Below are 26,968 nucleotides of genomic sequence, written 5' to 3'. Positions count from 1 at the left end.
GCTACGTCACTTCTTCCGGCGTGTGAGACACCACCCAGAGCGGCGTGTCCCCGCACTGCACCAGCAGCTCGTCCCCCTGCCGCGCCAGCAGCGTGCCCGGCTCCGCGCGAGGGTCCTCGCCCCGCCACGCCCGCGTGCGCCGCACCCGGACCCAGCGGCCCTGCAGCCGGGCCCTCGCATCACCCCTGCCCTCACGCCATCCGGCGAAGCGGCACGCGCGCACCTTCAGGTGCACGGAGCGCGCGCTGTCACCCCAGTCGATGTTCCGGTACGCCACGTCGAAGAAGGGCGCGAAGGTGGCGTCCGCCTCCGCCTGCCGCTCGCCCACGTCCCTTCGCGCCACGCGCTCCACCACCCGGGGCAGCAACCGGCGCGACGCGAGCATCAGCTTCTCGAAGACCACCTCCTCCGTGTCCTCGTCCTTGAGCGGGAACGTCCCCTGCGCGAGCACGGGCCCGGTGTCGAAGCTCGCGTCCATGCGGTGGAAGGTCAGCCCCAGCTCGCGCGCGTCCTCGCGCAGCGCCCACCCCAGCGGGCACGGCCCCCGGTAGCGAGGCAGGAGCGACGGGTGCACGTTCACCGCCCCCAAGGGCGGCAGCGCCAACGCCTCCGGGGACAGCTTCCACGGGAAGAAGAAGCACAGCAGGAGGTCCGGCTTCAGGTCCGCCAGCCGGGGCACCAGGTGCGCCCGCTCGCTCACCAGCAGCACGTCCACCGACGGCGGCGCGGCCTCGAAGAGCCGCCCCAGCTCCGCCCACCCCTCCACGTCCAGCGGGCGCAGGCCCCGGATGCCCGCGGGCACCACCAGCGCCACCACGTCATGCCCCTGCGCCCTCAACGCCAACGTGAAGTCGTGCGCCACCGCGGGGGCCACGGTGAGCAGCACGATGCGCCAGCCAGACGCGGCACCGGAAGTCGGCATGGCCGTGTCCTAACAATTCACCCGCCGTGCGCGCCCGGCCGCCGCACGCTTCCGTGCCCGGAAAATGAAAACGCGCTCGCCCCGGGAGGGGACGAGCGCGCGGGCTCAAACGAAAAGCCTCAGGGGTGCGTCAGACCGCCTTCAGGCGGGGCGTGCGCGCCTTGGGGGCGGGGGAGGCGGCGGCCTCGCGGAGCGCGTCCTTCTTGTCCGTGCGCTCCCAGGTGAACTCCTTGTCGGAGCGGCCGAAGTGACCGTACGCGGCGGTCTTCTGATAGATGGGCCGCAGCAGGTCCAGGTGCTCCGTGATTTCGCGCGGACGCAGGCCGAACGTCTGGCGCACGGCGCGGGCGATCTGCTCTTCCGGCACGGTGGACGTGCCGAAGGTCTCCACCATCACGCTGACGGGCTCCGCCACGCCGATGGCGTAGGAGACCTGCACCTCGCAACGGCTGGCCAGGCCCGCCGCCACGACGTTCTTCGCGATGTAGCGGCCCATGTACGCGGCCGAGCGGTCCACCTTGGACGGGTCCTTGCCGCTGAACGCGCCGCCACCGTGACGGCCCATGCCGCCGTAGGTGTCGACGATGATCTTGCGGCCCGTGAGGCCCGAGTCGCCCATGGGGCCGCCGATGACGAAGCGGCCCGTGGGGTTGATGAAGAACTTGGTCTTGTTGTCGATGAGCTTCTTCGGCAGGACCTTCAGGATGACGTCCTCGCGGATGGCCTCCTGGATCTTCTTGTTGGAGACGTCATCCGAGTGCTGCGTGGACAGCACCACCGCGTCGATGCGGACCGGCTTGCCGTCCTTGTACTCCACCGTGACCTGGCTCTTGCCGTCCGGGCGGATCCACGGGTGGTTCTTGCGGCGCACCTCCGCCAGGCGGCGGGTCAGCGCGTGCGCGTAGTGGATGGGCGCGGGCATCAGCTCCGGCGTCTCGTCGCACGCGAAGCCGAACATCATGCCCTGGTCGCCGGCGCCCTGGTCCTTCTTGTTGTCCACGCCGCGCGCGATGTCCTGGCTCTGGCCTTCGATGGCCACCATGACGCCGCAGGTGTTGCCGTCGTAGCCCATGGAGCTATCGGTGTAGCCAATGCGCGTGATGGTCGAACGGACGATCTTCGGGATGTCCACGTAGGTGTTCGTCGTCACCTCACCCGCGACGATGGCGAGGCCCGTCTTGACGAGCGTCTCCACGGCGACGCGCGCCTGCGGATCCTTGGCGATGATGGCATCGAGCACACCGTCGGAGATCTGGTCGGCGATCTTGTCCGGGTGGCCCTCGGTGACGGATTCAGACGTGAACAGGAAGTCGGTAGGCATGTCTTCTCGGGCTTCGCGCTATTTCGGTGACGCAGCGCAGGGGGCGGACACTAAACGTGCGGTCCCAGCAGAGTCAAACCTGCCGATACATGGGTTTATTCGGCGGGAATGCCCTTCAACCGGCCGGACCCGACGCGCCGGGTGCGCCTGCCCGCCGGATGAATTTAATGGTTCGCGCGGCGTTCCCCTGGGCTACAGGACCCGCGTCCTTCTTCTGGAGGTCACCGACCCATATGAACGTGAACGCCCGCATTCGCACCCTTCCCTTCCTGGTTGCCCTCACCTTCGCCGTGCCCGCGCTCGCCGCGCCCAAGGCTTCCGAAGCCATCACCAAGCCGGTGAAGACCGTGGTGCAGTCCGTGCGCTACGAGAAGGACCTCAAGGCCCTGGAGAACCTGGGCAGCGACCAGCAGGGCCTCTTCCTGCTGGGCGACGAGTGGACCAAGGGCACGGACGCCCAGCGCAAGGAATTCACCCAGCTCTTCCAGAGCCTCTTCGCGAAGATCGCCTTCCCCAAGGTCCGCGAGAACTTCAAGAACCTGGACTCCATCACCTACGACGAGCCGCAGGTGACCGGCGACAAGGCGCTCGTGGGCTCCACCATCTTCATCAACCACCCGCTGAAGAAGCAGGAGATGAAGCTCAAGTACGCCGTGGAGAAGGTGGGCGCCGGCTGGAAGGTCGTGGACGTGTCCGTGCTGGGCGACTCCATGCTCACCGGCATCCGCGATGATCAGGTCCGCCCCCTCTTCAAGGAAGGCGGCTGGGACGGGCTGCTCGGCGCCATGCGTGCGAAGAACAACGAGCTGGGTTCGGTGAAGCTGAAGTAATCCAGTCATCCCCGCCCAAGCAGCCAGGCAACCAGGCCCTCGCCATCCCTTCGGGTTCCGGGGGAGGCGCGGGCCGGGTAGGCTTGGGCGTTCCCCTCCCCCCGGAGCGCCTGGCGAATGACCGTTTCCACCCCCGCCCCGCAGCTCCTGGTCCGCGTCGTGCCGTCCGCCCGTGAGGTGGACGCCTTCTGTGTGCAGCACGCGCCCCGGGCCCCCGGCCACCCCGCCGTGAGGGACCTGCTGAAGCTCCTGTCGGAGCTCCCCGGCGACGGCCTGGAGCCGCGCCTGGAGTGGGTGGAGCGGTGGATGCACTGGATGCGCGACCGCATCCCCGCCCACGGCCTCACGGACACGGATGACCGGGCGCTGTCCCCCGCGAACTCGCGGCTTTCGCTGCTGGTGCGCGTGCTGGAGGGGGAGTCCGGAATGCGCGCGTCCGTCACCCGGCTGGTGGCGGGGGTGTGCGCGGGCAGCCGGGGGCTGAAGCTCTTCGCCCAGGTGGGCCTGAGCGCGGGCAACGGCTTCTTCTCCGAACTGACGGACCGCTTCGTGCGCGGCGTGCTGCCCGCGCCGCCGGAGCCGGGCAAGCTGTCGGAATTGCTCCTGCGCCTGTTCCCGGTGCCGGAGGACGCGGAGTGGCTGGGCGCGCTGTCCCCGGCGCTGCTGGCGCGGCTGACGTCGCTGGTGGGTGACCCTCCCCCACCGGAACCCACCCCGTCCGCGCGCGTGCGCGGTGACCTGATGGACGCGCTGCTGCTCCTGGGCGTGCAGGTGGCGGGGCTGGGCCTGGCGGAGGACGTGCGCGACCGCAGCCCGGAGCTGTCCTTCCGCGCGTCCCCCTTCCTGCGGCTGCGGCTGGTGTGCGACGCGGTGCTGGCGCGCGACGGGGCCCAGGAGGCGCTGTCGGACCTGGCCCGCGTGGTGGAGGACTGCCGCGGCGTGGTGCGCTCCGTCACCCGGCACCTGGAGGAGTCCGGCGTCAGCGTGGACCTGGTGTACCGGCTGGAGCGCATCCGGCGCGGCCTGGACCGGATGGAGGCCATCGCGCGGGTGCTGGCCGCGGCTCGCGGCGAGGCCCGCTGGCGCGAGGCGCTGGCGCTCCTGTCGGACCTCCTGGAGTACGCGCACGCGGACCGCTCCGTGCGCGCGCTGGTGCGCCGCAACGCGCGGCTGATGGCGCGCAAGATCATCGAGCGCACCGGCAACACGGGCGAGCACTACATCACGTCGACCCAGGACGAGTTCCACCGCATGGTGCACTCGGCGGCGGGCGGCGGGTTCCTCACCGCGTTCACCGCCCTCATGAAGTTCTTCCTCGCCGGCCTGCCGCTGGCGCCCTTCTTCGCGGAGTTCTTCGCCGCGCTCAACTACGCCGGCAGCTTCGTGGTGATGCAGTTCCTGGGCTTCACGCTGGCCACCAAGCAGCCCTCCATGACGGCCTCCACGCTGGCGGCCGCGGTGGGAGAGGAGGCCGGCCCCGAGGACGATGGCAGCCAGCGCATGGAGCGGCTGGCGGCGCTGGTGCCGCGCATCACCCGTTCGCAGCTGGCCGCGGCCCTGGGCAACCTGGGCTGCGTGCTGCCCGTGGCGGTGGCGCTGGCGCTGGGCCTCCAACTGCTCACGGGGCACTCGCTCCTGTCCGTGCACAAGGCCGAGTCCGTGGTGGAGTCGCTGCACCCCTGGCACACCGCCACGCTCCTGTGGGCTGCCTTCACCGGCGTGCTGCTCTGGGCGTCCAGCGTGGCCGCGGGCTGGTTCGAGAACTTCGTCGTCTACCGCCGCCTGCCGGAGGCGCTGGCCCACCACCGCGTGCTGCGCTCCCTCCTGGGCGTGAACGGCGCGCGCCGGGTGGCGGACGCGCTGGAGCACCACGCGGCGGGCGTGGGCGGCAGCGTCACCCTGGGCGTGCTGCTGGCGTTCATGCCGGGCATCGGCGGCTTCTTCGGCCTGCCGCTGGACGTGCGGCACGTCACGCTGTCGTTCGGCTCGCTGGCCTTCGCCGGCTGCACGCTGGGCCCCTCGGCCGTGATGGAGCCCGGCTTCCTGGCGGCCGTACTGGGGGTGCTCGTGATTGGCGCCCTCAACTTCGGCGTGTCCTTCGCGCTGGCCCTGGGCGTGGCCCTGCGCGCCCGCGACGTCCCGGTGCGCGAGTGCCTGCGCTTCCTGGGGGCGGTGGCCCTGCGCTTCCTGCGCCACCCGCTCCCCTTCCTCATCCCGCCTCCTGACGAGTCCGCCCCCAGTGGGACGGAAGCGCAGGTCGTCCCCCTGGCCGGTCCTCCCGGTCACTGAAGGACACCGGCGCCGGGGGTTATTCCCGAGGGGTGAGAGGCCCTGTCTCGCGCGGAGGTAGGGCGGACAGGCGTCCCTGGCTTTGCTTCCGGGCGGGGACGTTCGGCGCTAGGGTCCCGCGCCCATGAGCGGCAATCCCTCGTCCCATCCCCCACCGCGCCTCGCCCTTGCCTACGCCGAGATGCTGGTCCGGCGTCCCGGCACCGTCATGACCGTGCTGCTGCTGCTGCTCGGCATTTCGGTGTGGGGCACATCGAAGCTGACCATCAATTCGAACCAGCTGGACCTCATCTCCCAGGACTTGCAGGAGGTGAAGGACGTCAAGCGGGTCATCGACATGGTGGGCGGCAGCGGCTTCTTCATGCTCACCTTCCGCGGTGACGATGAGGCCACGCTCAAGAAGGTCGCGGACGACGTGGCCGCCATGGTGTCGAAGGACACGAAGAACGCGCGCTCCGTCACCTACAAGATTCCCGTCGAGTTCGTGCAGAACAACATGGTGCTGTTCGTGAAGACGGAGGACCTGGCCGAGGGCAAGCGCCGCATCATGGCGTTCCTCAAGGACCAGATCCGCCGCGCGAACCCGTTCTACATCGAGATCAAGAAGACGGAGCCGGTGAAGCTGGACCTGCAGGACCTGGTCGACAAGTACTCCAGCGTTGGCAACAAGAGCATCGCGGACGACTACTACATCTCCCAGGACCGCAAGCTGCTGCTGCTCCTCATCAAGCCGATGTGGGACACCAACCAGATTGGCCAGACGAAGCTGTACGTGGACAAGCTGCGCACGGACCTGGCCGAGTACTCCAAGAGCAACAAGGACGGCGTCCAGCTGGTGGAGGACTACTACAAGATGGGCGACAAGAAGACGGTCGCCTACGGCTTCACGGGTTCCTACAAGACGGCGGTGGACGACTCGTACGCCATCGAGGACTCGCTCCAGCCTGTCACCATCATCGCGCTCGTCGCCATCTTCGTCATCACCATCGCGTTCTTCCGCAAGTGGGCGCCCACGCTCATCGTGGTGAGCGGCACGGTGGTGGGCACGCTGTACACGCTGGGCTTCACCTACGCGACGCTGGGTGAGCTCAACATGATCACCTCCATCCTGGGCGGCATCATGTTGGGGTTCGGCATCGACTACGGCATCCACTTCATCTTCCGCACGCGCCTGGAGCTGGGCGCGGGCAAGCGCTACGACGTGGCCATCCGCGACGCGGTCATCAACGCGGGCCGGCCCGCGCTGGTGTCCGCGGTGGTGGTGGCGGGTTCCTTCTACGTGCTGATGGTGAGCGAGTTCAAAGGCTTCTCCCAGTTCGGCCTCCTGGCCGGCACGGGCACGCTGATCCTGGGATTCACGCTGTTCTCCTGGTGCCCGGCGATCCTGGCCATCGCGGGCCGCAAGAACCCGGAACTGCCGCAGAAGCTGATTGGCGTGATGAAGCCGCCGCCCACGAACAACGCGTCCGGCAAGGAGCTGCGCATCCCGCGCCCTGGCCTGGTGCTGGCAGTGGGCTGCGTGATTGTCGCGGTGGTGTGCGGCGCGGCCATCCCGTGGAAGAGCGGCGAGCCCCCGGCGGACGCGGGCTTCTTCGCGCGGCTGCCGTACGGCGTGCGCTTCAACTACAACACCCGCGCGCTGATGCCGGCGAACCAGCCGTCCGTGCTGCTCCAGGATGAAATCAACGAGCGCTTCAAGATCGCCAGCGACCCGCTGGCCATCTACACGAAGGACCTGGCGGAGACGGAGGCCCTCTACAAGGAGCTGACGGCCGACCCGAAGAAGCGTCCGGCCATCGCGCAGGTGATGAGCCTGTTCACCTTCGTGCCTCCGGAAGGCATCTCCCAGGCGAACACCAAGATCCTGGAGGAGTGGCAGGAGGAGCTGAAGGACATCGACGTGAAGGCGCTGCCGCCGGAGACGCAGGAGAAGGCGGCCCTGTTCTTCAAGATGCTGGAGGCCCGGCCCTTCGACGTGCACCACGTGCCGGAAATCTACGCCTCGCAGTTCCGGCACCTGCCCAGCACCAGCCCGGAGAACCACGGCTACCTCACGTTCATCTACCCGAGCGTGGACCTGTGGGACGGCAAGCAGATGCTCCAGTTCGCGGACCAGACCAGCTCCATCAAGGGCATGGTGACGCCGGGCAAGTTCACGCAAGGCGGGCCCACGGGCGCGCCGGTGGAGAAGGAGTTCCGCGCCGCGGGCGCCACCCAGCTGTACGCGTCGCTGGCGCGCATGGTGCTCAAGGACGCGAAGCTCACGGTCATCCTCACCGCGCTCTGGATTCTCCTGATGCACTTCGCGGACTTCCGCAACGCGAAGCTGGCGCTGGCGTCCGTGATTCCGCTGACGGTGGGCCTGGCGATGATGATGGGCTTCATGGCGCTGTTCGACCTGCGCCTGAACTTCATGAACATCATCATCCTGCCCATCCTCCTGGGCTTTGGCGTGAGCCACGGCCTGTACCTGCTGCACCGCTTCCTGGAGGGGACATCCCCGCTGGTGGCGCTGCGCAGCGTGGGCGCGGCGGTGGTGTCCTCCACGCTGACGGCGGTGGCGGCCTTCGCGGCGCTGCTGGTGGCCAGCCACAACGGCCTGCGCTCCATGGGCCTCGTCGCCTGCATTGGCCTCATCACCACGCTCTTGGTGTCCTTCACGGTGCTGGCGGCGGTGATGCAGCTGATGCACGACAAGCGGCAGAAGGACGCGGGACGTTCGCAAGCGGGCGGTTCCGCCCCGGGCGGCGACGCGTCCTCCACACGCGCCGCCTGACAACGCGAAAGAAGCGCTTAGTATCCGCGCCGGACCTCTGGCCCCGCCTTCCCCTCAAGGGAAGCGCGGGGCTGTTCTTTCTTCGGGAGCTTCAAGCCATGGGGACGTTCAAGCGGGTGGGCGCGGTGCTGGGTCTGATGGTGCTCACGGGTTGCGCGAGCACGGTGAAGAGCCAGCGGCTGCGCCCGGACTACGCGACGGTGGACCGGCAGCAGGTGAAGCGGCTGGCGGTGGTGACGCAGCCCTTCCCGCAGGGCCAGCAGTACGTGGGCGACCTGTGGAGCCTCATCGCCCGGCAGTGGCTGAACCAGAACCGGGACTACCTGGTGAAGGCCAACACGTCCCTCCCCGAGCGCCCCACGGACGCGACCTTCAAGGACCAGTGCGTGGAGGGCATCGAGGGCGTGCTGTGGCTGGACCCCACGGTGAAGCGCGTGGGTGAGGGCGCGGAGGTGGCGCTGAAGGCGCAGCTCATCCGCTGCCGCGACGGCGAGGAGGTCTGGGCCGCGGAGGCGGGCGGCAGCTGGGACTCCGAGGACAAGAAGTACGTGGAGCGCAAGGAGCAGTACGTGAAGGAGCTGGGCCCGGACGTGGAGCCCTACGTGGTGCCTTCGTACAAGCTGCTGGTGGCCACGCTGGACACGCTGCCCAATCCCGAACTGAACGAGACGGACAAGGACGAGAAGATCGACCTGGGCGAGTAGCTTCGCCCCCCGGTGGATCCTCAAGTCCTCATCGGGCGGTTGGTGCTGGCCACGCTGCTGGGCGGCGTGCTGGGCGTGGAGCGCGAGGCGCGCAGCCAGGCCGCGGGACTGCGCACGCACACGCTGGTGGCGCTGGGGGCGTGCTGTTTCACGCTCTCCAGCGTGTACACGGAGGAGCTGCTCCGGACGGGCGCGAACCCCAACGGCACGCAGACGGACATCAGCCGCATCGCCAGCCAGATTGTGGTGGGCATCGGCTTCCTGGGCGCGGGCGTCATCCTGCGCCACGGGACCTCCGTGAGGGGGCTCACCACGGCGGCGAACCTCTGGGTGACGGCGGCGGTGGGCCTGGCCTGCGGGCTGGGCCTCTACGTGGCCGCCAGCGCCACCGTGGCCCTGGCGCTGCTGTCGCTGGTGGTGCTGCGCCCCGTGTCCCGCATGCTGACGCCGCAGGAAGGGCGCCACGGCCGGCGCCCCCGCGACGGAAACGACGAGGACGGGCCCCCCTCGCGTGAAGAGGAGTCCCGTCCCGAGTGAGGCGCGGCGCACGAGGGGAGGTCAGACACGGCCGTTAGCCTCAGGGCATGAACACACAGCCCAGGCGCGCTCCCCCCAAGGGTGTTTCGCGAGGAGGGACTGCGGCGCGGTTGCTCCTGGCCTCGGTGCTGGGATGCGCGGGCGGAGGATCTGCGCGGTTCTGGTTCGATGCGGAGCGCCGTCTCGTTGTCGCCGGTCCCATGGTGGGCCCTTTCGACAGCCTGATGACCCTGGCCCCCGAACTCTGCAAGGCGGTGAGACAGATGCCCGGTGCCACGGCAGGAAACACGCGCGAAGGGCAGGAGTACTGCGGGGTCATCTATCAACGGAACTTCGAGTCATCGTTCCATGCCAGCTACCCCTCGACACTCAGCCATCCGCTGCCCCTGCCGGGCGGGAGGTAGTCCTGCAAGCCACCGGAGCGCGTCGTGGACCCCGACGCACAAACGGTCAACATCTATGCGGACTACCACAGCCATCCCGCCATCACGGGGTTCTCGCCGGAGGATCTCCAGGCGCGCACGCAGCGCTATGACTTCCGGCTGATGTTCAACCCCGTGTGTGAAGTGCGCCTCTATGACTTCCAGGAACGGACCGTCTTCTTCCTCGAGGACGGTCAATTCGTTCCCGTGAAGCGAATCACGGACGACCTGCGCGGGCAGTGACCCTACAGTTCGCGGGCGAAGCCCTTTGAGAGCGAGGACACATGAAGCGGCTGGGCCTGACAGTGCTGCTCTTCACGGCGTCGGGATGCATGCACCTTCACCGGCCGGCACCCGTGGCTCCTCCCGACGTGGCGCAGGGCATCCAGTTCCCGGAATGGCGCACGGATGACTCCACCACCGTACAGGGCCCCCAGCTCAAGGCCCTTCAAATCGCGATGGATGACTTCATGCCCCCGGGGCGCGACGCGCCCAGCGGCGCGGACCCCATGACCCAATGCCTGTTCCGGCTTTCGACCTATGACGCCTGGGTCAAGCGCGGCGACAAGATGACCTTCATCCATTTCACGCCGCTGGAAGAGGAACGCTGCGGCCTCAAGTCGGAGGTCATGGACGCTGGCGCCAGCTACGCCGTCAGCGACGACGGGGTCATCCTCAAACGCGAATGAGCCGCGAGGAAGCGCCAGCTCCCTCACGGCCCATGCGGTCCGGCATCGAAGCCACCGGCTACTCCATGGGCACCAGCGCGCCCGTCAGGTCGTGTGTGTAGGCCACCGGCCGGTTCACCGTGTCCGGGTGGCAGGTGTCGTCCTCCAGCTCCAGCGCGCCCTTGGCCAGCACGGCGCCGGGGAGGCTGGCCAGGTCCCGGCGCAGGTAGACGTCATCCCCGTCCAGGTCCGCGACGTCGGAGAAGCGCACCGGGTATTCCCGCTCGAAGATGCGCCCCTTGCCGATGGTGAACCCGCGCGGATCCACCGCGACGATGCCACCGAGCGCTTCGCCGTCCCGGTCCCGCACCGTCATGCCCCGCTGAATGTCCGTTGGCTTGAACACGCCACTGCCTCCTCATCCGTGTCCGGAGAAAGTGCGCACTCAGCCTGGAAACGGCGACCCCCTCTCCTCATTCAGCCCGAGGAGAGCGGGCCCTACATGGACTCAGGTTCAATGTCGCGCACGGACGACAGCAGCGCGCCTTCCGGGCCGCTGAAGCGCCGGTCCATCTCCGTGCGCACGAAGCGTTCAATCTCCTCCGCGGTGGTCAGCTCCATCGCACCCTGGAGCATCTCCACCGCTTCGCTGCGGCTCACCCGGCGCATCAGCCGCTTCACCACCGGAATCTGCCCGGACGTCATGGACAGCTCGTCGAAGCCCAGTGCCAGGAGCACCAGGGTGAAGAGCGGGTCGCCCGCCATCTCGCCGCACATGGAGACGGGGATGTTGGCGCTCTTCGCCGCGTCCACGATGTTCTGGAGCATGCGCAGCACCGACAGGTGCAGCGGCCGGTAGAGGTACGCCACCTCGCGGTTCTGGCGGTCGATGGCGAGCGAGTATTGGATGAGGTCGTTGGTGCCGACGGAGAAGAAGTCCGCCTCCTGCGCCAGCCGGTCCGCGATGGTCGCCGCGCTGGGCGTCTCCACCATGATGCCCACCGGGAAGCGCTTGCCCACCGGCACTCCGGCGCGCCCCAGCGCCGTGCGGCACGCCTCCAGCTCGCTGCGCGCCTCGCGCAGTTCGCTGACGCCGCAGATGAGCGGGAACATCAGCCGCAGGTTGCCGTGCACGCTCGCGCGCAACAGGGCGCGCAGCTGGACGCGGAACAGCTCCCGGTTGGACAGGCAGTAGCGGATGGCCCTGAGGCCCATGGCCGGGTTGGGTTCCTTCTCGTGCTTCGTCTTGCCCGGCACCTTGTCGCCGCCCAGGTCCAGCGTGCGGATGGTGACGGGCCGGCCGCCCATGGCCTCCAGCACCTGCTTGTAGGCGCGGTAGTGCTCCTCTTCCGTGGGCGCCGTCTTGCGGTCCAGGAACATGAACTCCGTGCGGTACAGGCCGATGCCCTCCGCGCCGTGCGCCAGGAGCGAGGGGATCTCCTCCAGGAACTCCATGTTGCCGTTGAGCCGGATGCGGAAGCCGTCCGTGCTCACCGAGGGCTGGTCCTTCGTGGCCAGCGCCAGCTGCTCGCTCTCCAGGTAGCGGCGCTGCTCCTCACGGAAGAGCGCGAGCTGGTCCTCCGTGGGGTTCACCAGCACCACGCCGCGCGTGCCGTCCATGGCCACGAGGTCGCCCGGGGAAATCTGCTCGCTCGCGCGCCCCGCGCCCACCACCGCGGGCGTCTCCCGCGCGCGGGCGACGATGGCGGTGTGGCTGGTCTGTCCGCCCAGGTCGGTGACGAAGCCCGCGACCCGGCCGCTGCGCGCCATCATCGCCGCGTCCGCGGGCGGCAGGTCGTGCGCGACGACGATGGCCTCCGCGGGCACCTCCACCTCCTCATCCACCACCTGGCCCATCAGGTTGCGGATGATGCGGTCGGCCACGTAGTCCACGTCGGAGCGGCGCTCGCGGAAGTACTCGTCCGGGATGTTGTCGAAGAGGTGTTTGATCTTGCGGGCCGTGCGGCGCACCGCCCACTCCGCGTTGATGCGGTCCTCGACGATGAGGCGGTTCACCTCGTCCACGAGCATGGGGTCGTGGAGCATCAGCCGGTGCGCTTCCAGGATGAGGGCGTGGTCGCTGCCCTCCGTGCGGGTGATCTGGTCCTTCAGCTCCGCGAGCTGGCGGTCGGACAGGTCGATGGCGGTCTTCATCCGCATCCGCTCGGGTTCCACCTCCGCGTCCGCCAGACGCAGCTTGGGGGTGCGGATGCGCTTGCGGTCCAGGATGAAGGCGTGGCCCACCGCCACGCCCGGGGAGGCGCCGATGCCCGTCAACCTGAGTGTAGGGGTGGCCTGGCTGCTCACGGTTTTCAAGACCTCGCAGGGAGTCTAACTCCCCTTTCGACCCTTACTGCGCTTCGCCAAACCGGTCCTCGATGAGCTTTTTCAATTCGGACAGGCAGGCCTCGGCGTCCTCGCCCTTGCAGGTGAGGGTCACCTGGGTGCCCTGGGCCGCCGCGAGCATCAGCACGCCCATGATGGACTTGGCGTTGGCGCGCTGCCCGGAGGCCTTGATGAAGACCTCGCTCTTGAAGCGGTTGGCCACCTTGACCATCTGCGCCGCGGCCCGGGCATGCAGCCCCAGCGCGTTGATGATCTCGAAGGTTCCCTCGGCTTCACTGGCCATCGTGCGACTCCCTACCTCTCACAGCTGTTCGTACTCACAGAAAGGCGCCCGCCGCGCAGGCCAATCCCGCCGCGACGTAGAGGACCATGTAGGTGGGGACGCGCCGGTTGACGAGCACGTACGCCAACACGCCCACCGCCAGACACCCCACCGCCAGGAACGGCGCCCAGGTGCCCCCCGCCGTCGCCCCGAAGCTCACCGCCAGCCACGCGGCCAGCCCGCCCGCGCTCGCCGCCGTCACGCCCCTCAGCCGCGCGCCCTTGGCGGGAAGGTTCACCCGCGCCACGGCCTCCACCAGCCGGTCCCCCAGGCTCAAGCCCAACCAGTACAGCCGGATGCGCAGGAGCAGGTGCACCAGGTTGTAGAGCACCAGGAAGAGCACCACCGCCCAGACGCCCAGCAAGGGCACCATCGCCGCGCACAGGCCCCCCACGGCGGGCTTGAGCGACAGCCAGAAGAACCCGTCCCCCAGCGCCGCGAGCGGCCCCATCAGCGCCGCCTTGAAGCTCACCACGCGGTCCGGCGTCTCCTCCCCCCGGGCGATCTTCTGCTCGTGGTTCACCACGCCGCCCACGATGGCCGCCGCCACGTACGGGTGCGTGTTGAAGAAGACCAGGTGCCGGCGCACCGCCGCCTCGCGCTGCGGGCCCGGCGCGTACAGCCGCTCCAGCGCGGGGTAGACGGCGTACGCGAGCCCCAGGTTCTGCATCCCCTTGGGGTTCCACGACGCCTGGAGGAAGAGCGAGCGCAGGAAGACGCGCAGCACCGTGCCCCGCGACAGCCGCGCGGGCGGCGTGAAGGAGGGAGCGGACGCGGGGTCGGGCGTCGGCTGCGTCGTCATGGCCGCTGCTCCTGCAGCTGCACCAGCACCACCGCCGCGGTGACGGCCGCCGCGGCGAGGCCCGCGTACAGGGGCGCGCGCTTCGCGTGGCTCGACTGCGCGGCGATGGCGGCCGCCACGGACGCCATGGCCGGGTACGCCCACGCCAGACCCCGCACCAGCGGGTGCGGCAGCGCCATCATCAGCGGCTCCAGGAAGTAGCCGGCCAGCGCGCACGCGCCGGTGATGGCGCCGTAGGACACGAAGTGCGGCCACATGCCCCACAGGTTCTGCCGCATGGCGCGCGTGAGGTTGCCCGCCTCCGCGGACGCCAGCGCCACGCGCGCGAGCCGGGCGGAGTAGCCCTCCAGGAGCCGGTCCAACCGGCGCCCCACCCGTCCCAGGCCGATGAAGAGCAGCACGGCCAGCGACCAGATGGCCGGCGTGGAGCCCGCGCCGGTGGCGGCGGTGAGGGTGGCGGCGGCGGCGGCGGTGCCGGTGGCCGCGAGCGTGTCGTTCTCCGGCAGGGAGGCGCCCAGGTTGGCGGTGCCCAGGTAGAACAGCTCCAACAGCATGCCGACGGACAGGCCCCCGCCCACGTCACCCAGGAGGGCGCCCATGAACGTGGCGGCCACCAGGGGCCGGGACAGCATGGCCTGAAGGAACGCCTTGCGCTCCACGGCCACCAAGCCGCCCCAGAGACACGCGAGCGCCACCTGGGTCCAGCCGACGTTCACCGGTTCACCCGGCCTTCGACCAGCGCTCGGTCAGGTCCGGCAGGTCCACGGACTTCTCCGCGGGCACGGCGCGCGCCTCCACGCGCACGCCCTGCGCGGACAGTTGCTGAAGGGCCTGCAGTTCGCCTTCCGCCAGGAAGACGGACGGCGACACCTGCCGGCGGCCGGTACCGAAGTGCACGTTGCCCAGGTTGAGCTGGTCCATGGCCAGCCCGTGCTGGAAGGCGAACGGCACGGAGGAGATGTCCCTCAGGAGCACCAGGGTGCGGACGCCGTCCTTGGACAGGGCGGCGAAGTCCACCTGGGCCAGGGGAAGGATCTGCACCTCGATGGCGCTCTGCACGGCGAGCGCCATGGCGGCACGGATGAGGGGACTGGAGGCCGCCTCATCGTCCGCCACCACCACACGGGACACCTTGAGGTGGGGAAGCCAGGCTTCGACCACCTGACCATGGATGAGGCGGTTGTCGACGCGGACCAGGGTGATCACGGCAGTCTCGAATCGCCGACCCGTACGGGTCCGTCAAGTTCGCGGCTGCTGCTGGGCCTCGCGAAGCAGGGCGGATGCACAGGTGATGTTGCGCTGGCCGTACGACGCCAGCTGGTTGGCCATGTCCGACAGGGCCATCTGCTCCGAACGGAGCGAGTTGGCCTTCAGCAGCATGGGCAGATTGACGCCGGCCAGGACTTCCAGATTCATCCGCTGACACATCATCAGCGATTCCTTGCAGGGGGTACCTCCGAAGAGGTCGGCCATGATGATGACACCGTCCCCTTCATCCACGGCCTTCACCGCCTGCTTCATCTTGACGCGGAGGTCCTCGACAGGGGCCCCCGGCTCGATGTTGCACGTAGCCACGGCGGGCAGCTTGCCCACGATCTGTTCAGCGGTGGAGACAAGCTCATCCGCGAGACGACCGTGCGATGCGATGACGAGGCCGACCATTGATCACCCCTGAGCAACTTCCCGGGAGTTTTGCGTCCTACGCCCATCAACGACCGGACGCAACTCCTGCGAAGTTTTCCGCCTGCACCTAGGACCACTGCCCCAACGACTACGCTTCGAAGGTAAGGCGACTGCGCCCACCATGCCTGGAATTTCAGGTCCGGGGAAGGGACAGGGTGTCGTCTGCCGGACGGGGAACCGGGCGCGGTCTCCCCACACTGATTGAGATGCCCGTTGCGCCCGGACGGTGCGTGCCCTCCGGGACGAGTCCGGCGTCCCCGCTCGGTGGGTAGGAAGCCAGCCGAGCCGTCGCACGGGAGCGGCTGTATCACCCAGAAATCCCGGGAGGGCCCGCGAGGTCCAACGGTACTCGGGGCGTCCCGGATTCTTGGGACCTGTCGCATCGGGTGCGGTGTCTCAGTGGACGACCAGGCAAGCCCTCTGCTCGGCGGGCCGGATGCGGGCGGTGGCGCCGGCGCCGAAGGTGAGGAAGTCCTCCTCCATGCCGTCGCTGAAGATGACGCCCCCCTGGGGCATGCGGGATTCGAGCACCAGCTCCTCACGCGCAGTGACGAAGCCGCCGACGATGTCCGCGCTGGAGTGACGGCTGACGAAGGGCTCGCGCACGACGAAGGCGAGCCGCGCGTCCTCCCAACCGAGCGTCCAGGGCTTCCCCGGCGTGCCGCCCGTGCAGCGGGTGAGCCCCTGCGCGAGCGCGAACACGGACGACAGCCACCCGCTGGAGCCCGCGCCGGTGGACACGAGCACACCGCTGGAGGACTGCGACTCCTCCTTGCCGCCGTAGCGGACCTCGTAGCGGGCGGACACATGCGTGCGCGCGCCGATGAACAGGTCGTTGAAGGCGAGCAACCGCTGGCCGTCCTGGAGCCGCGCCTCCGCGAGCTGCACCTGACGGACCTTCGCGCGGCCCTCCAGCGTGCGCTGCACCGCGCCCCGGGCATCGCGTGGGAGGAAGGGCAGGAGCACGCCGTCGAAGTGCGCCGGGTCCGGGTTGACGCCCACGAGCGGCTGACTGCCCACGTACTTGGCCACGTTGGCGACCAGGCCGTCCTGCCCCACCGTCACCACCACCTCCTTGCCGGTGAAGAGGAAGGTGGGCACGAGCGAGCGGTCCACCTGCTGCACCGGCAGTCCCACGTCCAGCTGGGAGCGCAGGCCGTCCACCGCGCGGCGGTAGGTGTCGTCCTCCGCCTCGAAGGCGTTGAAGTCCTGGTTGTTGCGCTCCACGTAGAACTTGGCCTGCTTCTTCGTGTTGAAGCGCACCACCAGGTCCGCCAGCCGCGTCTTGCGCGTGACGAGCACCACCTTCTCGAACATGGCGTTCATCTTTCTGGGGCCTCAGCGGTCGCGGGGGTCGAAGGTGTGGACGTCCGAGCGGCCGGGCTTGTTCGGCCGGGTCTGGCCGGGATTCGGGGCGTTGTCGCGGTGCCTGGAGTCCGAGGGCAGCAGCGAGCGCAGGAGGTCCGGCGACACGTTGAGCTCGCCGATGCGCTGCGCGTTCTCGCCCATCTCCCGGAAGGCCAGGGCGATGTGGAGCGCGGGGTCGGCGCCGTTGGCGGACGTGGCCAGGAGCGTCTTCCAGTCCACCCCCTTCACCGGCTCCAGCGTCTTCTCCAGGGTGTACGCGCGCGCGTCCGCGGACTGGCGCTCGTTCTGGACCCAGCGCTCCATGAGGGCGGCGCGCTGCTCCTCCACGGAGATGTCCGCGGCCATCTTCGCCTCGCGAATCTGGCGCTGGCGCTCCTCCACCACCAGCTCCGTGGCCAGCTCGCTCTCCTTGATGCGCCGCTCCTGCTCCACGGCCGCGTTGCGGCGGGCGTAGATGGCCTCGTCGGCTTCACGCTGGAGTCCTTCGCGCGCGGCGGCCTCCAGGGCTCGCGCCATCTCCGGCGTGGGTGCGATGGAGAGCACGGAGAAGGCCATCACGTGCACGCCCAGCGCCTTCACGGACTCGGCTTCCGCCAGCGCGGACAGCACCCGGGCCTCCAGCATGTCGGACTGCACCAGCACCTCGCGCAGGCTCAGGGACTGCACCACCGCGCGGGCGCGCACCTGCGCGGCCTGCACCAGCCGGTCCGCGAGCTTCTCCGGGTCGTCCGAGCGGTGACGCCCCGACGGGGTGATGGAGTAGTCCAAGAGCCCCGCCAGCCGGCGCGGATCCTCCACCCGGTAGGTCAGCTGTCCCTGGAGCGTCACCGGCTGGAAGTCGCGGGTGACCTCGTTGAAGGCGAACGGGACGTCCGCGCTCGACAGCGGCACCGCCACCAGCGTCGTCGCCGGCTTCCAATAGAGGAAGGACAGGCCCGCACCTTCACGGACCACCTCGCCGTCCCGGTACTGCATCACGTACGTGGTCGGCGTTGACTTCATGTACCCGAAGAACATCCGCGCATCCCCCTCACCTGCTGCGTTTGTTTGTGTAATTTCGACACCATCTTAGTGTCATCAGTACACGTTCGCAACGAGGAATGGGAGAAAGCGGTGTAGGTGGCGTGGATGCCGGTGGACGGGGTGGGGCCGGGCGTCCTTGAATCGGGGGTATGACGCGCAAGCTCGGGGAGCAGTTGGTCCTGGATGGAGTGCTGACACCGGAGCTGTTGTCCCGGGCGCTCGCGCGGCAGCAGGAGACGGGGCTGAAGCTGGGCGAGTGCCTGGTGCGGCTGGGCGTGGACGAGACGCCCGTCTTGCGGCTCCTGGCGCAGGAGTTGAAGACGCGCTTCGTGTCCACGGAGAAGCTGGCGCAGGCGAAGGTGGACGCAGGCCTGCTGGAGCGCGTGCCGGTGCGGCTGGCGGAGGGCTTCGACTTCATGCCTCTGCGGCTGGTGCAGGACGCGCTGTACGTGGCCATCTCCGAGCCGCAGCGGCAGCGGGCGCTGGAGGAGATCGCGAAGACGGTGGGCGTGGCGCAGGTGCTGCCGTTCGTGGCGGTGCGAAGGTCCATCCGCGCGGCCATCCGCAAGCACTACTACGCGGACGCGCACGCCTTCGAGCACCCGCCGGAGGACCTGGTGTGTCCGCACTGTGGCGCGTCGTGCAAGCCGGGGGACTTCCAGTGCGCGCGCTGTGAGCTGCTGCTCGTGCGGAGCTTGGAGGACCTGCCGCCCCGGGACAACGTGTCGCTGGTGCGCGCGCTGCTCACGAAGCCGGAGCAGACGGGAGCGCGCGGCGTGCCCCGTCCGCCCCAGCAGGAGGCGACGCGGGTCGTGTCGTTCCAGGCGCAGGCCCAGGGCCCGGCGAAGGGAAAGGGGCCTCCGGTGCGGCCGGTCATCGTGGCGGGGTTGGACCTGGTGAACCGGCCGCTGAGCCCGTTCGAGGCGTACGTGCTGTCGTTCGTGGACGGGCGCACGGCGCTGTCGGACATGGCGATGATCACCCAGGTGACGGAGCTGGAGCTGCGCGCGGTGTTCGAGTCGCTGTCGGAGCGCGGCGTGACGAAGCTGGTGGGCACGCTGGCTTCGGTGGATGCGTCGTTCACAGGGGATGGAGCACCCGCGTTCAGCCGGCCGCAGGCGTCGTCCTCGGGGGAGACGTCGTTCTCGGGGGATGGCACGCCCGTGTTCGGGCGGGGTGAGCCGAAGTCGCCGCCGTCCGCGAAGGCGGGGGCGGCCCGTGCACCGGGGGCCCGGCCGCAGGCGCCGATGCCGGCCGTCACGTTGGGGGCGGCACTGACGGCGAAGCCTCCTGCCGTGTCCCCGGCTCCGGCGCCCCGGACGGAGGACGCGCAGGAAGAGGTGCTTCAGCGCGTCGTGCGGCTGGAGCAGGCGGGGAAGACAGCGGAGGCGCTGGACCTGCTGGAGCGCAGCATCGCGCTGCTGCAGAAACCCGCGCCGCTCTACAACCGCATGGGGATGATCATCCTGAACCACCAGCGCGACTACACGCGCGCCAGTGCCTTCTTCCAGAAGGCCTCGGACCTGGAGCCGGAGAACAGCGTCTACACGATGAACCTGTACTCCGTGCTGGCCCTCACCGCTGAAGCCACGAACGCGGGACAGAAGAAGCCCCGGCGCTGAGCACGGCCTTGGCCTGGAGGACCTCCGGCACACGCGCGTTCATGGCGTCAGTCGATAGCCATCAATGACATGGTTGGCAAAGGAAGAACCGGAGAGGTGGCCAGAGACCACTCATCCCTTGAAGTGGTGTCTCTAAAGCACCAGGAACTCAGACACCTACCACCCTTGCCTTGCGCCCCCCTTTGGCCCACCCTTGGTTTGCCATTGCGGAGGTGCGTATGCCCAGCGCTCATGTGGTCAATGAAATAGACGGTCTGAGTTCGCTGTGGCTTATCGCCAAGCACTACCGGGTTCAAATGGTTGCGCTTGAACAGCGGAACTCACTCATCATGAGCCGGTTCCCACCAGGGCATCCGCGCCGAGGATGGCTGAAGGTCGGAGATAGGGTGCTCCTCCCCCTGGCTCAGGAAGAGGCCAGCGCCGCAAGGCAGAGCAAGCAGTCCAAGAACACCCTTCTGGACGACAACAAGTGGAGGGCCTTCTTTTTTGTCGTCGTGGATGAAACCGTCACTTCCGGAAAGGTGGTGAGGAAGGTGCTTGAGTTTCCGGGTCCCAGCCAGGCGCAATACGCCCTGGCGAATCCAGAGATTTTCGGCATGCGGCCTCCCAATCCCAATGCCCCCTTCTCGTTGGGAGAGCACGCGCTGGGACACAACCAGAGCCGATTCCTTTCGGCGAGCACCCACAGAGGTGGTGCCCCCAACATCACGGGACGCCCCGCCTACATCGACATCAAGAAAGCAACAGCCGCAGGGGTGAAGATCCATTCAACAGAGGCCATCCTGGAGGATCTCGCACATCTTGAAAAAGCCCATCCTGACTGGCGTATCCGCATCGACAAGCTCCGGAAGGCCATCGTGATGGAAGGCGAGGTCTTGATGGAAGGCAGCGTACCCGCTTCAGCCATCAAGCGAAGCCATCATGCGATGACCGCGGCCCGAAGCTTGAAAGCCATCCAGGTCATTGGCCTGGCATTCACGGTCTATGACGTCGGCAAGGCCACGGTGAAGTCCGTGAAGCAGGGCTCCATCAAGCCCATCACCGCAGAGGGAATTCGCCAGGTCGGTGGGTGGGCAGCGGCCGTCGCAGGGATGAAGGTTGGCGCGTTGACTGGTGCCGCGCTGGGAGTCGAAACGGGCCCAGGAGCTATTCTGACTGGGTTCGCGGGGGCACTTATCGTTGGAACGGCAGGGTACTTCGGAGCAGACTGGGTGGCGGACTTCATCGACGAAAACTAGCGGCCTGACTCTTGGGGATCATGAATCTGGACCGACAGATCCAACGTGTCTTCGGACTCAAGAAATCTTCGGTCCGTCCGCAAGAGCAGCTCCTGCCCATGAGCGATACGAGCCTGGCTTTCATGGGCTATCCCTTGCTGCGGCAGGCGGAGATGTTCCTGACTGTCCCTGCTTTGGAGCGCTGGCGGACGGAGCACTCGCTGGCGTTTCCCCAGGAGTGCTGCGTCTGCCTGCGACCCGTGCAGCGGTTCCTGACAGTCCATGCTCCCCCAGGATGGTTGGGGTTCCTTCGCCGAGAACAGATCCTCGAAGGGGTTCCTCATTGTGAGGAGCATGGCCGTCAGGATGAAGCGCAGCTCCTGGTCCAGGTGAACGTCTGGAGCGAATGGGTCTGCCAGTTCTCGCTGATCGGGCTGAACGCAGAGTTTCTCTCCAAGACCCGGCAGCTCAACCAGACCGGGGACATGGTGCCCCCCTGGAAGGCATTTCCCGGGTACGAATCCACGTCTTCAGGATGGCGGCAGGGCAATGGAGAGTACTGGCTTGTTCATGTCTGGTCTTCGTTCTGGCGGAGCCTGCCACCGGCCGAGCGACAGCAATACACTCAACGCTGGGAAGCCCCATCGGAATGGCGCTCCTGGTTGATGGAGTTCTCCTGAGCCACCCGGCGCTGAAGGTACCCATGCCCTCCCCTTCCGAGTCCTACCTGCTCGACTTCCATGCGCGTCTCGCGGGGGTGACTTCGCGGTGGTTCGCTTCCGCTCCGGTGCAGTGGGACGGGGAAACGGCGCCTTCGAGCTATGCGCTGCTGGAAGCAGTGGTGCCTCGGGATGAGCGCGCGCTGACGGTGCTCGACCTGGCTTGTGGCGATGGGCACCTGATGGAGCTGCTTGCTCGAAGGAAGCAGCCTGGGCTGTCGCTGGTGGGGCTCGACATGAGCGCGCATGAACTCGCCGCGGCACAGGCTCGGTTGAACGGTGCGGCGACATTGATCCAGGGGCGGGCGCAATCGCTTCCGCTCGGGGAGGCCAGTGTCGACGTGGTGCTGAGCCACCTGGCGCTGATGTTGATGGATGACGTGGAGACCGTGCTCGCGGAGCTTCGGCGCGTGCTCAAGCCGGGCGGACGGGTGTCCATCGTCGTGGGTGGAGACATGGTGCGGGGTGAGGCGCTGGAGGTGTTCTCCAAGCTCTTGAGGCCCCTGCTGTGCGAGGAGGCGGTTCCGCCCGCGCGGCTGGGTGACCCGCGTGTCCGCTCCGTTGATGGATTGCGCGGACTCTTCGGCGCGGGCTTCGCGGACGTCACGGTGCGATCCCTCTCCGTGCAGGGCGATGGGCCACCTCGTGAGGTCTGGGAGTCGCTGCTCACGACGTATGACGCGGACCGTTTGTCTCCGGCGGCCCAGGCGTCACTTGAGGCCGCGTTCCTCCAGGCCGTCGAGCCGCTGCGGCGCTCGGATGGGAGCGTTCCGCTGCGCTGGGGCATGCGGCAACTGACGGCGATCCGGGAGGATCGCGCGGCGTGAGCATTCCCAAGAAGGGCAGCCGCCGGGTTCGCTTCGGTGAGACCGATTACGACTGGCGCATCCGGAAGAAGCCCACGTATTCGCAGGGAGTCGCCGACACGCCCATGCTCCTGGCGATCCAGGCCAGCGCGGACGTCCCCCGGCGCGTGCTCGTCGTCGACCTGCGCGTCAGCCGCCCGGACAACTGGCTCTCCCCGCATCAGACCGGCGTCACTCCAGCCCTGGTCCGCGACATCATCCGGAGGGCGCTCGCGGCAGGTTGGATCCCCCTGGGCGCGGGTTCTCCGTTCCGCTTCGAGTACGGCGTACCGAGGGATACCGTCGGCACCCTCTTCCCGGAACCCAAGCCCAAGAAGACCGCGCCCCCACTCGCCAAGAAGAGGACGGTGATGCGCAAGCTGAACAAGCCGGTCAGGCGTCAGGCCTCACGCTGAATCGAAGCACTGATCATTGCCCGGGCGTCCACGGAACGACGTGCAGCACCTGGCCGTCCTCCGTGGGCTTCGTCTCATGGAGCGTCATCGCGAGCGCGCCCGTCGCCGCGTCGCGCGTGTGGTGCACGATGAGCGAAGAGATGGGTACCCCCGGCAGTGCCTCCTTCAGCCAGGCGTAGCCCTCCTCGGGGGTCTTCGCTTCCAGGACGCAGACCGTGGCGTGGCCCGTGAGCGCTCCGTTGCAGAGGATCTGCATGTCCTCCAGCGTGCGCACCTCGTCCGCGAAGAGGAGGTCCGGGTCCTGCCGCAGGAATGAACGCACCGCCTGCGCCACCTTCAGCTCCGGCCCCACCTTCACGATGCCGACGGCACCTCCCGGCCCGCCCTTCGGCTCTTCCACCGCCGCCAACGCGTGCACGTTGTCGGGCAGCGCATCCATCACGGCCCGCAGGGTCGTGCTGCGGCCCGTGCCGGATGCACCCGTGAGCAGGACCAACTGGCCGTTGAACAGCGACTTGTCCAGGCGGTTGAAGTGCCCGGTGAGAAACGCCGCTGCTTCGGCGGAGAGCGGCAGGGTGGAGAGGCTCGGGTACGCGTGGCGCGTCTCCCGGTCCCTCGCCAGCGCCGTGGTCCAGGTGCCCAGCGCGTCTTCGCGGAACGACACCCGGAACTCGAGGTCCGGATCCGCCGCTCCCACCGGGAAGGTCACGCGCCCCCGGTCGGGCATCACCGGATCCGCGCCCCGCTTCGCGTACGCCGCCAGCGCCTTCCCCAGCGACGGATACAGCGCGTACGCCATGGGCTGACGCACCGGCACCCGCTCCGCGCCCAGCAGCCCCACCGTGCCTGGCGTGTCCTTCGCGATGAAGAACAGCGTGATGCCCGCGTTGATGATCCGCTCCCCGGGCACCCCCGCATCCGCCTCGTCACCGTCCGCGTCTTCGTCACCGTCCGCGACGCTGTCGGTGTCATCCGCCGCCCAGACGGAGAACATCGCCGCCCCTGCCCTGCCCACGACGTCGAAGAGGGCCGCCGCCAACGCTTCGGGCGTCTTCGGAGATGCGACCGCTCCAGACGGTGCCCGGCCCGCTTCCCCCAGCTTCTGGAGCAGGCTGGCGAACACGGCTTCCGGCGTGGCGGGGGCTTCGGACTTCGGGCTCGGAGTCATGGGCGCGGACCATGGCATGGCCCATCGCGGCCCGGCCACGCCCGAAGCGGCGGCTCCGGACGCCCCATTCCGTCGTCCCTGCACCCGCGACGCCAGGACGGCTGCCGGCCTGCCTTGAGAACGGGCAGGGAAGCCCCACGGGAGGGGCTCCCCTCCAGCAGGCGCTTGGGTAACATCGCTTGATGTTCAGGCGTCTCACCAACGCGCTGCGACGGCTGTGGCACCGCCCTTCCGAAAGCAGCCCCCCGGACCGGCAGAGCCCGGCAAGCGGTTCCGAACCCGCCGCCGCCGCGCCCCGGCGCTCGCGCGCGTCGGTCGCGGAGGAGCCCTCGCCCCAGGCCCGGCACGGCACCAGCCGTCCGCGCCGCCCGGCCGTCCGCATCGTCGCGCACGGGGCCACTCCGCACGGCAGCAACCGCAAGACGGCTCGCCGCGGCAGCGTCACCCCCACCCGCTTCTACGACCTGCACGACGACTTCCGCGCCCCCGGCCGCTGGGAGCCCGGCGATCCGCTGGACCGGAAGGACAAGGTGGTGGGCGACGTGTGGACGTTCACCGCCGGGCGCCCCGTGGACCCGCCCGGCCCCCTCCACATCCCCAATGAACTGAAGGCCGCCCCGCTGGACTTCAGCCTCGCCGGCGCCGGCCTCACCCCCGTGGTGCACCCGCGCGTCGCCGCCGTGTTCGCGCGCATGGCCCCGGAGGACGTGCAGCTGATCCCCGTGAGAATCGAGGGCCAGCGGGAGCCGTACTTCCTCGTCGTCGCCACGCGCCTCATCCGCTGCGTGGACGAAGCCGCCTGCCTGGAGATCCACCACTACGGCCCCGGCGACGGCATCCCCGCGCGCGTGGGCCAGTACCGCTCCGTCCGGGGGCTGCGAATCGACCCCAATCAGGTAGGCCGCGCCCGCGTGTTCCGCCCCTGGGGCTGGCCCGTCACCCTCGTCGTCTCCGAGGCCGTGAAGGAGGCCCTGGAGAAGGAAGGCGTCACCGGCGCGCGCTTCACGCCCGTCACGGACACCCGGCACTGAAGGCCGGGGTCCGGAAGGCGGCGCGGCGCCCTACTCCTTCTCGATGTCCCGGTCCCACAGCTGCACGCGGCCGTAGTCCGCGGATAGCCGGCGCACCATCTCCGCCGCCAGCGCCACCGAGCGGTGCTTGCCGCCCGTGCACCCCAGCGCCACCGTGAGGTACGCCTTGCCCTCCTTCTGGTAGCGGGGGAACAGGAAGCGGCAGAGGTCCACGACCTTCTCCAGGAACTGCTGCGTCTCCTCGCGCTCCAGCACGTACCCCGCCACCTTCGGGTTCTTGCCCGTGAGCCCCTTGAGCTCCGGCACGAAGTACGGGTTCGGCAGGAAGCGCACGTCGAACACCAGGTCCGCCTGCGGCGGCACACCGTACCGGTAGCCGAAGGACATGATGGACAGGCTGGGCCCCGTCGTGGGCTCCGGGCTGAAGCGCCCCTGCACCATGCGCTTCAGGTCGTGCACGTTGAGCGCCGACGAGTCGATGACCTGGTCCGCCAGCTCGCGCAGGTCCTTGAGGGCCTCGCGCTCCGCGTGGATGCCCTCCGCCACCGTCCCCTCCGGGGCCAGCGGGTGGCGGCGGCGCGTCTCACTGAAGCGGCGCATGAGGCTGTCGTCGCTGGAGTCCAGGAAGAGCACGTCCACCTGGTGGCCCGCGCGGCGCACCTCGTCGAGCACGCGGGGGGCGTCCTTGAGGAAGACGCCCTCACGCACGTCCACCACCAGCGCCATGCGCTCGATGTTGCCCCCGCCGGCCAGCTCCGTGAGCTTGGGCAAGAGGAGCACCGGCAGGTTGTCGATGCAGAAGAAACCGGCGTCCTCCAGCGCACGGATGGCGGTGGACTTTCCGGAACCTGACATGCCGGTGATGACGATGATCTGCTTGGCGGGGGCGGTCACTCGACCTCTTCTCCCAAGGTGCGGCGCATCGCCCCCTGGGCGATGGCTCGATTGAGTCGCTCGGCGAACTCTCGCGCCGAGTGGTGGCCCTGAAGCTTCAACAGCTGGTTGCGCGCGGCCACCTCCACGATGGTGGCCATGTTGCGTCCAGGACGCACCGGCACGACCGACAAGGGGATGTCCACGCCGACGATCTGCAGGTGCTTGTCCTCCACGCCCAGGCGGTCGTACTCCTGGTGCGGATCCCATTCCTGCAGCTCAATCACAAGCTCAATCTTCTTCTGTTCCCGGACGGCGGACACTCCGAAGAGGTCCTTGATGTTGATGATGCCCAGTCCGCGAATCTCCATGTGGTGCTTGATGACCGGGTTGCCCGCGCCGTAGACGGCCCCCTTGCGCCGGGTGACGTCCACGATGTCGTCCGCCACCAGCCGGTGGCCCCGCATCACCAGGTCCAGGGCGATTTCACTCTTGCCGATGCCGCTCTTGCCCAGCAGCAGGATGCCCACGCCGAAGACGTCCATCAGCACGCCGTGCAGGCTGCTGGACTCCGTGAGCGCGTCCTCCAGGAAGCTCTGCACCCGCTGGATGAACTCGCTGGAGAGCAGCGGCGTCTTCATCAGCGACAGGCCCGCTGCCTCGCAGGCGTCCACCAGTGCACGCGGCACGTCCAGCGCCTTGGTGACCACCACGCACGCCAGGTCCTCTTCGCTGAAGAGCTTGGCCAGCGAGGCGTGCTGCGCGTCCTCCGCCAGGGTGGCCAGGTAGGAGATTTCGGTGTTGCCGAAGACCTGGACGCGGTGCGGGTGGAGGTGTTCGGTGAAGCCCGCCAGCGCCAGGCCCGGCTTCTGGATGCGCGAGGAGTCCACCGTGCGCGCCAGCCCCTGGGTGCCCGCCATCAGGGTCAGCCGCAGGTCGTGGCCCTGGTCCTCGAGGAGCTGGGAGATGCGAATGGATTTCATCGTCAGGACGTGGATATCACCCACCGGCCTCCGGAGGTGAACCGCACCGTGTCCGCCGTCCCCCCCGCCTCCCCCACAGCC

General features: G+C 68.7%; 27 protein-coding genes. 13 read left to right on the top strand and 14 right to left on the bottom strand.

The features are described 5' to 3' along the window. Window position 1: 1 nt before the first annotated feature. Together D7X32_RS21570 and metK are read right to left on the bottom strand one after the other, a co-directional pair. Window positions 2–922 carry a methionyl-tRNA formyltransferase gene (locus tag D7X32_RS21570; protein WP_120604452.1) on the bottom strand — a complete coding sequence of 307 codons (921 nt, stop codon included), beginning with the start codon at window positions 920–922 and terminating at the stop codon, window positions 2–4. 130 nt (window positions 923–1,052) lie between these two features. After that, window positions 1,053–2,243, bottom strand: a complete 1,191-nt coding sequence (gene metK / locus D7X32_RS21565) for a methionine adenosyltransferase (protein WP_120604451.1) — start codon at window positions 2,241–2,243, stop codon at window positions 1,053–1,055. 239 nt (window positions 2,244–2,482) lie between these two features. On the opposite strand from metK, the gene D7X32_RS21560 reads away from it, so the two are divergent. The 7 genes from D7X32_RS21560 to D7X32_RS21530 all read left to right on the top strand — a co-directional run bounded on the left by D7X32_RS21560 (window position 2,483) and on the right by D7X32_RS21530 (window position 10,490). Beyond that, window positions 2,483–3,073, top strand: a complete 591-nt coding sequence (locus tag D7X32_RS21560; protein WP_120604461.1) for an ABC transporter substrate-binding protein — start codon at window positions 2,483–2,485, stop codon at window positions 3,071–3,073. A gap of 117 nt (window positions 3,074–3,190) precedes the next feature. Beyond that, complete coding sequence (locus tag D7X32_RS21555) at window positions 3,191–5,362, top strand: site-specific recombinase (protein WP_120604450.1); 2,172 nt, start codon at window positions 3,191–3,193, stop codon at window positions 5,360–5,362. Window positions 5,363–5,486: 124 nt separating this feature from the next. After that, window positions 5,487–8,138 carry an efflux RND transporter permease subunit gene (locus D7X32_RS21550; protein ID WP_120604449.1) on the top strand — a complete coding sequence of 884 codons (2,652 nt, stop codon included), beginning with the start codon at window positions 5,487–5,489 and terminating at the stop codon, window positions 8,136–8,138. Window positions 8,139–8,236: 98 nt separating this feature from the next. Further along, entirely contained in the window at window positions 8,237–8,842 is a 606-nt protein-coding gene (locus D7X32_RS21545) for an MXAN_6521/LA_1396 family lipoprotein (protein ID WP_120604448.1), read from the top strand. A gap of 12 nt (window positions 8,843–8,854) precedes the next feature. Beyond that, window positions 8,855–9,379 (top strand): MgtC/SapB family protein, encoded by a 525-nt coding sequence (locus D7X32_RS21540; protein WP_120604447.1) that lies wholly within the window; start codon window positions 8,855–8,857, stop codon window positions 9,377–9,379. Window positions 9,380–9,807: 428 nt separating this feature from the next. After that, window positions 9,808–10,044 (top strand): hypothetical protein, encoded by a 237-nt coding sequence (locus D7X32_RS46870; RefSeq protein WP_244239122.1) that lies wholly within the window; start codon window positions 9,808–9,810, stop codon window positions 10,042–10,044. Between the two features lie 41 nt (window positions 10,045–10,085). After that, window positions 10,086–10,490 (top strand): hypothetical protein, encoded by a 405-nt coding sequence (locus D7X32_RS21530; protein WP_120604446.1) that lies wholly within the window; start codon window positions 10,086–10,088, stop codon window positions 10,488–10,490. 58 nt (window positions 10,491–10,548) lie between these two features. Here the strand turns inward: D7X32_RS21530 and D7X32_RS21525 are convergent, their stop codons facing one another. The 9 genes from D7X32_RS21525 to D7X32_RS21485 all read right to left on the bottom strand — a co-directional run bounded on the left by D7X32_RS21525 (window position 10,549) and on the right by D7X32_RS21485 (window position 18,007). After that, the gene (locus tag D7X32_RS21525; protein ID WP_120604445.1) at window positions 10,549–10,875 is read right to left on the bottom strand and encodes a hypothetical protein; all 327 of its coding nucleotides are present in this window, start codon (window positions 10,873–10,875) and stop codon (window positions 10,549–10,551) included. 92 nt (window positions 10,876–10,967) lie between these two features. Continuing rightward, entirely contained in the window at window positions 10,968–12,776 is a 1,809-nt protein-coding gene (gene ptsP / locus D7X32_RS21520) for a phosphoenolpyruvate--protein phosphotransferase (RefSeq protein WP_120604444.1), read from the bottom strand. Between the two features lie 43 nt (window positions 12,777–12,819). After that, window positions 12,820–13,098: an HPr family phosphocarrier protein gene (locus tag D7X32_RS21515; protein WP_120561227.1), complete on the bottom strand. Its 279-nt coding sequence runs from the start codon at window positions 13,096–13,098 to the stop codon at window positions 12,820–12,822. A gap of 34 nt (window positions 13,099–13,132) precedes the next feature. Then, the gene (locus tag D7X32_RS21510; RefSeq protein ID WP_120604443.1) at window positions 13,133–13,939 is read right to left on the bottom strand and encodes a PTS system mannose/fructose/sorbose family transporter subunit IID; all 807 of its coding nucleotides are present in this window, start codon (window positions 13,937–13,939) and stop codon (window positions 13,133–13,135) included. Next, complete coding sequence (locus tag D7X32_RS21505; RefSeq protein WP_120604442.1) at window positions 13,936–14,655, bottom strand: PTS sugar transporter subunit IIC; 720 nt, start codon at window positions 14,653–14,655, stop codon at window positions 13,936–13,938. Before D7X32_RS21505 ends, D7X32_RS21510 begins: the two co-directional genes overlap by 4 nt. A gap of 4 nt (window positions 14,656–14,659) precedes the next feature. Next, window positions 14,660–15,145 (bottom strand): PTS sugar transporter subunit IIB, encoded by a 486-nt coding sequence (locus D7X32_RS21500; protein ID WP_120604441.1) that lies wholly within the window; start codon window positions 15,143–15,145, stop codon window positions 14,660–14,662. A 33-nt stretch (window positions 15,146–15,178) separates the two neighbouring features. Beyond that, entirely contained in the window at window positions 15,179–15,601 is a 423-nt protein-coding gene (locus D7X32_RS21495) for a PTS sugar transporter subunit IIA (RefSeq protein WP_120604440.1), read from the bottom strand. Between the two features lie 417 nt (window positions 15,602–16,018). Next, entirely contained in the window at window positions 16,019–16,948 is a 930-nt protein-coding gene (locus tag D7X32_RS21490) for a diacylglycerol kinase catalytic domain-containing protein (RefSeq protein ID WP_244239121.1), read from the bottom strand. Between the two features lie 12 nt (window positions 16,949–16,960). Next, a complete protein-coding gene (locus D7X32_RS21485) occupies window positions 16,961–18,007 on the bottom strand; it encodes an SPFH domain-containing protein (protein ID WP_120604438.1) in 1,047 nt (348 codons plus the stop codon). Between the two features lie 155 nt (window positions 18,008–18,162). On the opposite strand from D7X32_RS21485, the gene D7X32_RS21480 reads away from it, so the two are divergent. From D7X32_RS21480 to D7X32_RS21460, 5 genes are all read left to right on the top strand, one after another. After that, window positions 18,163–19,635 carry a GspE/PulE/PilB domain-containing protein gene (locus tag D7X32_RS21480; RefSeq protein ID WP_120604437.1) on the top strand — a complete coding sequence of 491 codons (1,473 nt, stop codon included), beginning with the start codon at window positions 18,163–18,165 and terminating at the stop codon, window positions 19,633–19,635. A 218-nt stretch (window positions 19,636–19,853) separates the two neighbouring features. After that, window positions 19,854–20,873, top strand: coding sequence for a glycine zipper family protein (locus D7X32_RS21475; protein WP_147450211.1), 1,020 nt, complete (start codon window positions 19,854–19,856; stop codon window positions 20,871–20,873). Between the two features lie 20 nt (window positions 20,874–20,893). Continuing rightward, window positions 20,894–21,532 carry a hypothetical protein gene (locus tag D7X32_RS21470; protein WP_158625727.1) on the top strand — a complete coding sequence of 213 codons (639 nt, stop codon included), beginning with the start codon at window positions 20,894–20,896 and terminating at the stop codon, window positions 21,530–21,532. A gap of 23 nt (window positions 21,533–21,555) precedes the next feature. Beyond that, window positions 21,556–22,398: a class I SAM-dependent methyltransferase gene (locus tag D7X32_RS21465; protein WP_120604434.1), complete on the top strand. Its 843-nt coding sequence runs from the start codon at window positions 21,556–21,558 to the stop codon at window positions 22,396–22,398. Then, window positions 22,395–22,832, top strand: a complete 438-nt coding sequence (locus tag D7X32_RS21460) for a hypothetical protein (protein ID WP_208752503.1) — start codon at window positions 22,395–22,397, stop codon at window positions 22,830–22,832. The genes D7X32_RS21465 and D7X32_RS21460 overlap by 4 nt, the downstream gene beginning before the upstream one ends. A gap of 13 nt (window positions 22,833–22,845) precedes the next feature. On the opposite strand, the gene D7X32_RS21455 is transcribed toward D7X32_RS21460, so the two are convergent. Then, complete coding sequence (locus D7X32_RS21455) at window positions 22,846–24,000, bottom strand: ATPase, T2SS/T4P/T4SS family (protein WP_120604433.1); 1,155 nt, start codon at window positions 23,998–24,000, stop codon at window positions 22,846–22,848. Between the two features lie 182 nt (window positions 24,001–24,182). Between D7X32_RS21455 and D7X32_RS21450 the strand changes: the two genes are divergently transcribed. Further along, entirely contained in the window at window positions 24,183–25,031 is an 849-nt protein-coding gene (locus tag D7X32_RS21450; protein ID WP_120604432.1) for an imm11 family protein, read from the top strand. Between the two features lie 30 nt (window positions 25,032–25,061). Here the strand turns inward: D7X32_RS21450 and rapZ are convergent, their stop codons facing one another. Together rapZ and hprK are read right to left on the bottom strand one after the other, a co-directional pair. Next, window positions 25,062–25,925, bottom strand: a complete 864-nt coding sequence (rapZ, locus tag D7X32_RS21445) for an RNase adapter RapZ (RefSeq protein ID WP_120604431.1) — start codon at window positions 25,923–25,925, stop codon at window positions 25,062–25,064. After that, window positions 25,922–26,887 carry an HPr(Ser) kinase/phosphatase gene (gene hprK, locus D7X32_RS21440; protein WP_120604430.1) on the bottom strand — a complete coding sequence of 322 codons (966 nt, stop codon included), beginning with the start codon at window positions 26,885–26,887 and terminating at the stop codon, window positions 25,922–25,924. The genes rapZ and hprK overlap by 4 nt, the downstream gene beginning before the upstream one ends. Window positions 26,888–26,968 lie beyond the last annotated feature (81 nt).

Origin of the sequence: Corallococcus carmarthensis (genome assembly GCF_003611695.1) — a bacterium.
Classification (GTDB): domain Bacteria; phylum Myxococcota; class Myxococcia; order Myxococcales; family Myxococcaceae; genus Corallococcus; species Corallococcus carmarthensis.
This window is presented reverse-complemented; position numbering and strand designations above follow the sequence as displayed.

Excerpts from the sequence above, each read along its gene's own strand:
- D7X32_RS21550 (WP_120604449.1), top strand. The coding sequence starts at position 5,487 with ATGAGCGGCAATCCCTCGTCCCATCCCCCACCGCGCCTCGCCCTTGCC.
- hprK (WP_120604430.1), bottom strand. The coding sequence starts at position 26,887 with ATGAAATCCATTCGCATCTCCCAGCTCCTCGAGGACCAGGGCCACGAC.
- D7X32_RS21555 (WP_120604450.1), top strand. The coding sequence starts at position 3,191 with ATGACCGTTTCCACCCCCGCCCCGCAGCTCCTGGTCCGCGTCGTGCCG.
- D7X32_RS21465 (WP_120604434.1), top strand. The coding sequence starts at position 21,556 with ATGCCCTCCCCTTCCGAGTCCTACCTGCTCGACTTCCATGCGCGTCTC.
- metK (WP_120604451.1), bottom strand. The coding sequence starts at position 2,243 with ATGCCTACCGACTTCCTGTTCACGTCTGAATCCGTCACCGAGGGCCAC.
- D7X32_RS21530 (WP_120604446.1), top strand. The coding sequence starts at position 10,086 with ATGAAGCGGCTGGGCCTGACAGTGCTGCTCTTCACGGCGTCGGGATGC.
- D7X32_RS21485 (WP_120604438.1), bottom strand. The coding sequence starts at position 18,007 with ATGTTCTTCGGGTACATGAAGTCAACGCCGACCACGTACGTGATGCAG.
- D7X32_RS21455 (WP_120604433.1), bottom strand. The coding sequence starts at position 24,000 with ATGACTCCGAGCCCGAAGTCCGAAGCCCCCGCCACGCCGGAAGCCGTG.
- D7X32_RS21450 (WP_120604432.1), top strand. The coding sequence starts at position 24,183 with ATGTTCAGGCGTCTCACCAACGCGCTGCGACGGCTGTGGCACCGCCCT.
- D7X32_RS21475 (WP_147450211.1), top strand. The coding sequence starts at position 19,854 with ATGCCCAGCGCTCATGTGGTCAATGAAATAGACGGTCTGAGTTCGCTG.
- D7X32_RS21570 (WP_120604452.1), bottom strand. The coding sequence starts at position 922 with ATGCCGACTTCCGGTGCCGCGTCTGGCTGGCGCATCGTGCTGCTCACC.
- D7X32_RS21480 (WP_120604437.1), top strand. The coding sequence starts at position 18,163 with ATGACGCGCAAGCTCGGGGAGCAGTTGGTCCTGGATGGAGTGCTGACA.
- D7X32_RS21510 (WP_120604443.1), bottom strand. The coding sequence starts at position 13,939 with ATGACGACGCAGCCGACGCCCGACCCCGCGTCCGCTCCCTCCTTCACG.
- D7X32_RS21490 (WP_244239121.1), bottom strand. The coding sequence starts at position 16,948 with ATGAACGCCATGTTCGAGAAGGTGGTGCTCGTCACGCGCAAGACGCGG.
- D7X32_RS21545 (WP_120604448.1), top strand. The coding sequence starts at position 8,237 with ATGGGGACGTTCAAGCGGGTGGGCGCGGTGCTGGGTCTGATGGTGCTC.
- D7X32_RS21470 (WP_158625727.1), top strand. The coding sequence starts at position 20,894 with ATGAATCTGGACCGACAGATCCAACGTGTCTTCGGACTCAAGAAATCT.
- D7X32_RS21495 (WP_120604440.1), bottom strand. The coding sequence starts at position 15,601 with ATGGTCGGCCTCGTCATCGCATCGCACGGTCGTCTCGCGGATGAGCTT.
- D7X32_RS21515 (WP_120561227.1), bottom strand. The coding sequence starts at position 13,098 with ATGGCCAGTGAAGCCGAGGGAACCTTCGAGATCATCAACGCGCTGGGG.